Genomic DNA, 613 nt, shown 5'->3' with positions numbered 1-613 from the left:
GCTGAAACGATCAACGGCTTGTACAAGGCAGAGGTGATCCATCGCCTCGGACCGTGGCGCAATCCGCAGGCCGTTGAAATGGCGACGCTCGAATGGGTTGACTGGTTCAACAATCGTCGACTATTCGGCCCCATCGGCAACATTCCACCTGCCGAGGCAGAAGCCGCTTATTATTCAAAACTCGCTGGGTCCGCCATCGCGGCGTGACTCAAGCAAAACAGCCTCCGGGAAACCCGGGGCGGTTCAAACGGGTGTTAGCAGGTTGCTGAAGTACCGCTGAAACACGTCATCGCGCAGAGTTCGTGAAGCGTTGATAGATGAACCACCACTTGCCCACTGGAGATCATGCGCGGCGCCGACACGTTGGGTCTGTCATAGATTTTGTGTTCAAGGCATAACATGTAGCTCAAGGAGCATGTATGCCACGCAAACCCAAGACAACTACCGAAGCGCAGACAGCGTTACCGTCCATTCCGAAGGAGCTGATCGACCAGTTCGTGAAGGGACCCATGACCGCCGAAGCGGTGCACGCCGCTTCAGCCGCGTTCAAGAAGGCGCTGATCGAGCGGGCGCTGGGTGCCGAACTTGGACACCATCTGGGTTATCCGGCGGG

2 pseudogenes are annotated in these 613 nt (G+C 57.4%); both read left to right on the top strand.

The annotated features are described in order from the left end of the window. Positions 1-207, top strand: a pseudogene (locus tag M3I54_RS44535) (IS3 family transposase); the annotation flags it as partial. 212 nt (positions 208-419) lie between these two features. After that, a pseudogene (locus tag M3I54_RS44530) lies at positions 420-613 on the top strand (IS256 family transposase); the annotation flags it as partial.

Origin of the sequence: Paraburkholderia sp. CNPSo 3274 (assembly GCF_024206475.1) — a bacterium.
Lineage (GTDB): Bacteria > Pseudomonadota > Gammaproteobacteria > Burkholderiales > Burkholderiaceae > Paraburkholderia.
This window is presented reverse-complemented; position numbering and strand designations above follow the sequence as displayed.